Annotated in this window: 12 protein-coding genes; 9 read left to right on the plus strand and 3 right to left on the minus strand. The window is 40.5% G+C overall.

The features are described 5' to 3' along the window. Positions 1 to 222 precede the first annotated feature (222 nt). Positions 223 to 420 (minus strand): hypothetical protein, encoded by a 198-nt coding sequence (locus tag L4C35_RS00205; protein ID WP_428460993.1) that lies wholly within the window; start codon positions 418 to 420, stop codon positions 223 to 225. A gap of 130 nt (positions 421 to 550) precedes the next feature. On the opposite strand from L4C35_RS00205, the gene L4C35_RS00210 reads away from it, so the two are divergent. The 3 genes from L4C35_RS00210 (at position 551) to L4C35_RS00220 (ending at position 2,784) form a co-directional block, all read left to right on the plus strand. Continuing rightward, positions 551 to 1,159: an SEC-C metal-binding domain-containing protein gene (locus L4C35_RS00210; protein ID WP_428460994.1), complete on the plus strand. Its 609-nt coding sequence runs from the start codon at positions 551 to 553 to the stop codon at positions 1,157 to 1,159. Between the two features lie 114 nt (positions 1,160 to 1,273). Then, entirely contained in the window at positions 1,274 to 2,308 is a 1,035-nt protein-coding gene (locus L4C35_RS00215) for an RES family NAD+ phosphorylase (RefSeq protein WP_428460995.1), read from the plus strand. A 242-nt stretch (positions 2,309 to 2,550) separates the two neighbouring features. Continuing rightward, a complete protein-coding gene (locus tag L4C35_RS00220) occupies positions 2,551 to 2,784 on the plus strand; it encodes a hypothetical protein (RefSeq protein ID WP_428460996.1) in 234 nt (77 codons plus the stop codon). An 84-nt stretch (positions 2,785 to 2,868) separates the two neighbouring features. Here L4C35_RS00220 and L4C35_RS00225 read toward each other — a convergent pair whose 3' ends face one another. Further along, positions 2,869 to 3,030 carry a hypothetical protein gene (locus L4C35_RS00225; RefSeq protein WP_428460997.1) on the minus strand — a complete coding sequence of 54 codons (162 nt, stop codon included), beginning with the start codon at positions 3,028 to 3,030 and terminating at the stop codon, positions 2,869 to 2,871. 158 nt (positions 3,031 to 3,188) lie between these two features. Here L4C35_RS00225 and L4C35_RS00230 point away from each other — a divergent pair, with 158 nt between their 5' ends. The 5 genes from L4C35_RS00230 to L4C35_RS00250 all read left to right on the plus strand — a co-directional run bounded on the left by L4C35_RS00230 (position 3,189) and on the right by L4C35_RS00250 (position 5,220). Beyond that, positions 3,189 to 3,356 (plus strand): hypothetical protein, encoded by a 168-nt coding sequence (locus L4C35_RS00230; RefSeq protein WP_428460998.1) that lies wholly within the window; start codon positions 3,189 to 3,191, stop codon positions 3,354 to 3,356. 9 nt (positions 3,357 to 3,365) lie between these two features. Continuing rightward, positions 3,366 to 3,884 carry a hypothetical protein gene (locus tag L4C35_RS00235; protein ID WP_428460999.1) on the plus strand — a complete coding sequence of 173 codons (519 nt, stop codon included), beginning with the start codon at positions 3,366 to 3,368 and terminating at the stop codon, positions 3,882 to 3,884. Between the two features lie 261 nt (positions 3,885 to 4,145). Next, the gene (locus L4C35_RS00240) at positions 4,146 to 4,532 is read left to right on the plus strand and encodes a hypothetical protein (RefSeq protein ID WP_428461000.1); all 387 of its coding nucleotides are present in this window, start codon (positions 4,146 to 4,148) and stop codon (positions 4,530 to 4,532) included. After that, positions 4,525 to 4,698 (plus strand): hypothetical protein, encoded by a 174-nt coding sequence (locus L4C35_RS00245; protein WP_428461001.1) that lies wholly within the window; start codon positions 4,525 to 4,527, stop codon positions 4,696 to 4,698. Before L4C35_RS00240 ends, L4C35_RS00245 begins: the two co-directional genes overlap by 8 nt. Before the next feature lie 297 nt (positions 4,699 to 4,995). Then, entirely contained in the window at positions 4,996 to 5,220 is a 225-nt protein-coding gene (locus L4C35_RS00250) for a hypothetical protein (protein WP_428461002.1), read from the plus strand. Positions 5,221 to 5,270: 50 nt separating this feature from the next. Here L4C35_RS00250 and L4C35_RS00255 read toward each other — a convergent pair whose 3' ends face one another. After that, on the minus strand, positions 5,271 to 5,468 hold the full coding sequence (locus tag L4C35_RS00255; protein WP_428461003.1) for a hypothetical protein: 198 nt from the start codon (positions 5,466 to 5,468) through the stop codon (positions 5,271 to 5,273). Positions 5,469 to 6,328: 860 nt separating this feature from the next. Between L4C35_RS00255 and L4C35_RS00260 the strand changes: the two genes are divergently transcribed. Next, on the plus strand, positions 6,329 to 6,515 hold a 187-nt coding region (locus L4C35_RS00260; RefSeq protein ID WP_428461004.1), incomplete at its 3' end, for a hypothetical protein.

A 6,515-nucleotide genomic window follows, 5' to 3' on the forward strand; every position in this document is an offset into this window, starting at 1 on the left:
GCTGTGGCGGTTGTGACTAGGTGTTTAAAATGTTCTTAAACTTCTCAGCTATTGACGCGCCATCATCGAGGAATGCCGCTTTCAATAGTGTAGTCGGTGCGCTGGCAGGGAAGTGGTTACATTTTGGTGGTTGCCGAAAGAAATAGAATTGTGGGCGTGGTTCGCGGCTTTAGTTGGGCTGCCTTTTAATCAATATTGGCGAGCGTTTCTGGTTCATCTTTTCTAGTTAAACCATAATGCTAACTTCATCGTAGCCGCTATTTTGCGGGTAAACGCGCAGTAATTTTCGTGGGTATAGTTTTGAATTTGTCTGCCTTGAGTTAGGTGTTTGTCGCGCTGAATCAGTGCTGTTTTTAACTGCCTTCCATCATGGCAGGCAAGCTGCTTCACCCAAGTCGAACGGCCGGGTAACAAAGCCATTAATACGACCACCAACGCTCGGCATTCTAGGTCTGAATTGGCTGTGGTGTTTTCGGTGGTCTATCAACATGTTCGTAATACGTTGTGGCGTATTATGGCGAGCGTTATATCAATTTAAGGAGTATGTCATATGCCTATGATTCCGGCATTTTGTGATAGTTGTGGTACACCCTTCCCATCAGGGATATTTGTAGAAAATTGCCTTCATATGACAATGACAGGGAATCGTTCTGGACCTTGCCCTAATTGTGGTGGAATGGGTAGTGTTCCTGATGGTGTCTTCAATATTGTTGGTAATGCAATTGAAATACTAAATGCTCCAATAAGAACGGTTGAACAGTTAAAACGTTATGCTCAGGTACTAGATGAAGCCAAGGAACAAAAGTTATCAAGAGAAGAAGTCAAACAGAAAATTGATGAAGAAGTTCCCGAATTTTCCTCAGTAAGTCAGTATCTTCCTAAAAACCGTTCAGAACTCTATGCCTTCCTTGCATTGATTATTTCGTTTTTAGCTTATGTTACTCCTTTATTAATGTCTGACGATGGCATGTCTGAAACTGAGGTTGAAAGTCTAATTAATAATTCTGTTCAACAAATGCTGATGCAGCAAGAAATTGACATGTTAAAGCGAGAAAATCAGCGCTTGAAAGGTTTTGAGTTTTCTACACCATCCAGAAACTCTGAGTGTTCGTGTGGTTCTAATAAAAAATATAAGCAGTGTTGTGGTCAATTGATATAACAAGGCAATCAAGGTGATGCGTTACACTCGGCGGTTTTGGTATGGAGTTCAGTGCGCTTTGCTGGTTCAGTGGGGCACACCTTATTGCAGGCGTTAGGCGAGTAGGAGTAATTAGTGCTTTGTTCAAATTGTTTTAATGATGAAGGGTTACGAATAAGTGCTGATGAGATGGGCACTGAAAATAATGACTTATGTAACTGCTGCAATTCTAGAACAGGGAAAAAATTAGACCATGACGCAGTTATAGATTTAGCACATCGTTTTTTTGTATGGGGGACACTACATCGTTGTGAGTACGGTGCTGCACCGGTAGTTCAGTTCAACAAACACCAAGAAACCAGTATTAATGTATCGTCATGGCTAAAAAAAGACGTTCAGTTACTTAGTGATAAACTCGGTGTTGGCTTTTTTCATTATGGGCCAAGATTTTGGATGATAGGAGAAATTGAGCCTTTAAAAGATCTCCAAAATATTCAATATCGACAATCTATAATCATGCGCATATTTGATGAGTATCCATCGTTGATTCTGGACTCGAATGATAAGTTTTATCGTATACGTAAAGCACCCAATACACCGAATGATTTCAAAGAATATGATAGTCCTCCTATTAAGTATTCAGGCACTGGTCGTTTAGATACTACTGAATTGTCGATTTTATATGGCTCACAGGATCTTCAAGTTTGCATACATGAATGCCGTGTAACCGCTGAAGATGAATTATATGTCGCAACATTGAAACCAGAGCGAAAATTGTGTTTTCTTAACTTGTCTGCACTAATTAAGGAAAAGTGTACTGAGTTTGAAAGCCTTGATCTTGCTGTACATATGCTCTTTCTTGCTGGTAAACACTCTTATGATATTACGAGAGATATAAGTGTTGCAGCAAAGGAAAGAGGCTTTGATGGTATTGCTTTTCCATCATATTTTAGTTTGCTCCGCTCAGGGGGGATGCCATTTGATACGACATTTGGACTTTCTCATAGACGCATACCTGAATTACAGGAATTTGAGCAAAGTAAAATAGTTCCGAACTTAGCAGTATTTGGTTCCCCTATTTCTCAAGGTGATATAAGTGTTGCAAGTATAAACAAATTATTACTGCATCGCGTGGAGTATGGTGTTCATTTTGGGCCTGTAGAGTCGTGATACTCGCCTAACAAAGGCATCAAGGTGACGCATTACACTCGGCGGTTTTGGTGTGGGGTTCAGTAGACTTGGTGAGTTCAGTGTTAGCGCACCTTATGCCAAGCGTTACCCGACTTGGTTGAGTTCTTTTTGCTTACTTAACTCCGCTGTTGCTGTGAGTTGGTTAATTCCAGATAAATTCGTATGCAGTAAGAATCGCTCGTCGTTTGTAGCGGCTTCTTATTTTTAAACGTCTCAATGACTTGCGTGAATATTCGCTGGTAACCGCGCCAACTTCTTTATTGGGTTTTAACCATGGTTCGGCCGTGGCGGTTGATGCTCTGCGTACTCACTTGTTCTTAAATTTCTCAGCTATTGCCGCACCATTGTCGAGGATAGCCGCTTTCAATATTGTGGTCGGTTCGTTGGTAGGGAAGTGGTTACATTTTGGTGGTTGCCGTAAACATTCTAATTGTGGGCGATGTTCGCGGCTTTAGTTTGGGCTGCCTTTTTATCAGTATTCGAGCCGTTTTTTGTTCATCTTTTTTAGATAAACCATAGTGCTAACTTCATCGTAGCCGCTATTTTGTGGGTAAACGCGCAGTAATTTTCGTGGTTATAGTTTTGAATTTGGCTGCCTTGGTTAGGTGTTTGTCGCGCTTAATCAGCGCAATTTTTAATTGTATTTCATCATGGCAGGCAAGCTGCTTAACCCAAGTCAAACGGCCGGGTAACAAAGGCATTAAGGTGACGCTTAACGCTCGGCGGTTTTGGTTTGAAGTGTATTTGGTTTTGTAAGTTCAGCGTTGGCGCACCTTATGCCAAGGCGTTATGCCATCACAAGCATACCAAATCCATGTAATTTGATGTAGAATCTAAATTATTGTTTTGAGGTGGAAGTATGAAAGATTTTATAGAAAATTTAGGGTCCGGTATCTTTGTTCTTCTTTTTATCGGGGGATATTTCCCTATAAATATGATTTTGTCATTTGCATATGGCGATAAGTTAGATGTAGCTATCTCTTTTGTTGTCCCATTCTACGGCTATTTTGTAATGTTATGTAATTAGGTGAAGGTAATGAGAAAGAATATTGTATTGATTATCTTCTTGGTTTTCTCATCATCAGCGTGGTCTACTCCTAAATCGATGGTAGAAAGAGAAGGATACCAAGAATCTTTAAAGTTATTAAAACGATTTGGTCGTGAAGAGATTATTAAAAATTTAGTAAAAGTGCAAAGAGATCAAATTGATAAATTTGGTGGTGAACTGGATAGTTATACAAATGTTGTAGGTATTCAGGGAGATGATGTAGGAGTTACCCAAACAGTAATACTTAAAGTGGCAGAAATGCTTAGTGATATAAATCCTCTATTAGAGAGTAAAGGGAAGGATAAGCTAACCAAAGAAAGCTTTAGTTTGTTTCTTTATGAAGGAGGGTATATTTATCAGCAACAAGTGATGATGCTTTGTTCTAAGCCATCTACAAGAGCATTGATTGATCGTAATATAGTTTACTCATCAAAATATTATGATAATAAAATGAGATATATTACGGAGATTTCTGTCGATAAATCTGTTTGTCTAAAGAACGATTGATGTATATGAATTCGGCCGGCATAACAAAGCCATCAAAACGACCACAAACACTCGGCATTTTAGATGCCGGGTGTTTTTGTCGGCGCTTGAATTAATGAGATAAAATTAACAATGGATTGTGGCGTTTTATGGCGAGCGTTAGGTTTCAGAGTTGCTACATCATCTTCCACTTAAGTGCGAATTGCCTCGAAAAAGTGTAAGTTGGATCTTGGTGTATAATTGTAAGCTGCTAGTGTTCTCTATTTTAAGGAGAACCTTTCGATGGCTTCATGCAAAATAAATTTAGCATCGGTACAAAAAGATATTGATGACAATCTGAAGTTGATGAACTTACCAACAACAAAAACAGTAGCGGGTTCAGCTGCTCTCGCCTGGGCTATGATCGATAGAATTGATAAAGCCATGGCCATCTCAGGAGGTGCTGCTCAACCTATCAAAATGTCGGTTGTTGCGCGTACTGGTACAGTTGGGGCTGGTTTGTATGCTTCATTTTGGGCAGGCGCTGTAATAGGTAGCACTGCTAGGGCTATATACAAAAATACTGATTGCACACATAGTCAAGTGATGGCATTTGCAAAAGGCAGTGGTGTGACTGGAAATTGGCTTCAAACAACTTATGCTAGGTACCCGGAGTTACTAAATGGCTGATAAGCTTAAGCTGGTTGCTGTATCAATTCTTGTCGTCGTTATCATCTTATTGTTATCAAATGTATTTGGCAGCAATGCTATTTTTCTAGCAATCATTACTTTATCAATATTTGAAACCTTAAGGCGAATTTATATAAGGCTTAAAAATAGCAAAGATAAACCTTAATAGAACAGACGCTACTGTATTTAATCAGTAGTGTCTGTAATCACACGATAGAAACCTAACAAAAACATCAAGTTGACGCGTTACGCTCGGCGGTTTTGGTATGGAGTTCGGTGCACTTGGTGGGGTAGTCGTGGCGCAACTTATGTTCGGCGTTACCCGACTTGGTTGAGTTCTTTTTGTTTACTTTACTCCGCAGTCGCTGTGAGTTGGTCAATTCCAGATAAATCCGTATGCAGCTAGAATCGTTCGTCGTTTGTAGCGGCTTCTTATTTTTAAATGTCTCAACGACTTGCGTGAATGTTCACTGGTAACCGCGCCAACTTCTGTACTTGGTTTAACCATGGTTCGGCCGTGGCGGTTGATGCTCTGCGTACTTACTCGTTCTTAAATTTTTCAGCTATTGCCTCACCATTTTCGAGGGTAGCCGCTTTCAATATTGTGGTCGGTGCGTTAGCAGGGAAGTGGTTACATTTTGGTGGTTACCGAAAGGAATATAATTGTGGGTGTTGTTCGCGGCTTTAGTTTGGGCTGCCTTTTTATCAATATTGATGAGCGTTTCTGGTGCATCATTTCTAGGTAAACCATAGTGCTAACTTCATCATAGCCGCTATTTTGTGGGTAAACGCGCAGTAATTTTCGTGGTTATAGTTTTGAATTTGTCTGCCTTGAGTTGGGTGTTTGTCGCGCTTAATCAGCGCAGCTTTCAACTGCATTTCATCATGGCAGGCAAGCTGCTTAACCCAAGTCAAACGGCCGGGTAACAAAGGCATTAATGTGACGCCTGACACTCGGCGGTTTTGGTTTGAAGTGTATTTGGTTTTGTAAGTTAAGCGTTGGCGCACCTTATGCCAGCGTTACCCGACTTGGTTGAGTTATTTTTGCTTACTTTACTCCGTTGTCGCTGTGCGTTGGTCAGTTCCAGATAAATTCGTATGCAGTAAGAATAGTTCGTCGGTCATAGCGGCTTCTTGTTTTTAAACGTCTCAACGACTTGCGTGAATGTTCGCTGATAACCGCGCCAACTTCTGTATTTGGTATTAACCATGGTTCGGCCGTGGCGGTGATGCTCCGCGTACTCACTAGTTCTTAAACTTCTCAGCTATTGCCGCACCATCATCGAGGAATGCCGCTTTCAATGTTGTGGTCGGTGCGTTGGCAGGGAAGTGGTTACATTTTGGTGGTTGCCGTAAAAAGTCTACTTGTGGGCGCTGTCCGCGGCTTTAGTTTGGGCTGCCTTTTAATCAATATTGCACGCGCTTCTGGTTCATTTTTTCTAGGTAAACCATAGTGCTAACATCATCGTAGCCGCTATTTTGTGGGTAAACGCGCAGTAATTTTCGTGGTTATAGTTTTGAATTTGTCTGCCTTGAGTTGGGTGTTTGTCGCGCTTAATCAGCGTACTTTTTCATTTCACTTCATCATGGCAGGCAAGCTGCTTAACCCAAGTCAAACGGCCGGGTAACAAGGCCATTAATACGACCACCAACGCTCGGCATTCTAGGTTTGAATTGGCTGTGGTGTTTTCGGTGGTCTATCAACATTATCGTAATGCGTTGCTGGCGTATTATGGCAAGCGTTATGCGATTAAAAGTTAAGCAATAATTCCTCAAATTAAAAAAGAGTAAGTGGTTTGGAAAAAGATATAATAGTTGATTATGATGAAAATATTGAACTGTATAAACAGTTTTCAAAAGCAATGGAGTCCCTTTTAAATATTTTATTGAGATCCTCATCCATCACACCTCATTCAGTTAGTGCTAGAGTTAAAGAAAGGACTAGCTTAATTAAAAAAATAGTAAAAAAAGATAAATATAGTT

The sequence above is a fragment of the Photobacterium kagoshimensis genome, from assembly GCF_050337045.1.
GTDB lineage: Bacteria > Pseudomonadota > Gammaproteobacteria > Enterobacterales > Vibrionaceae > Photobacterium > Photobacterium kagoshimensis.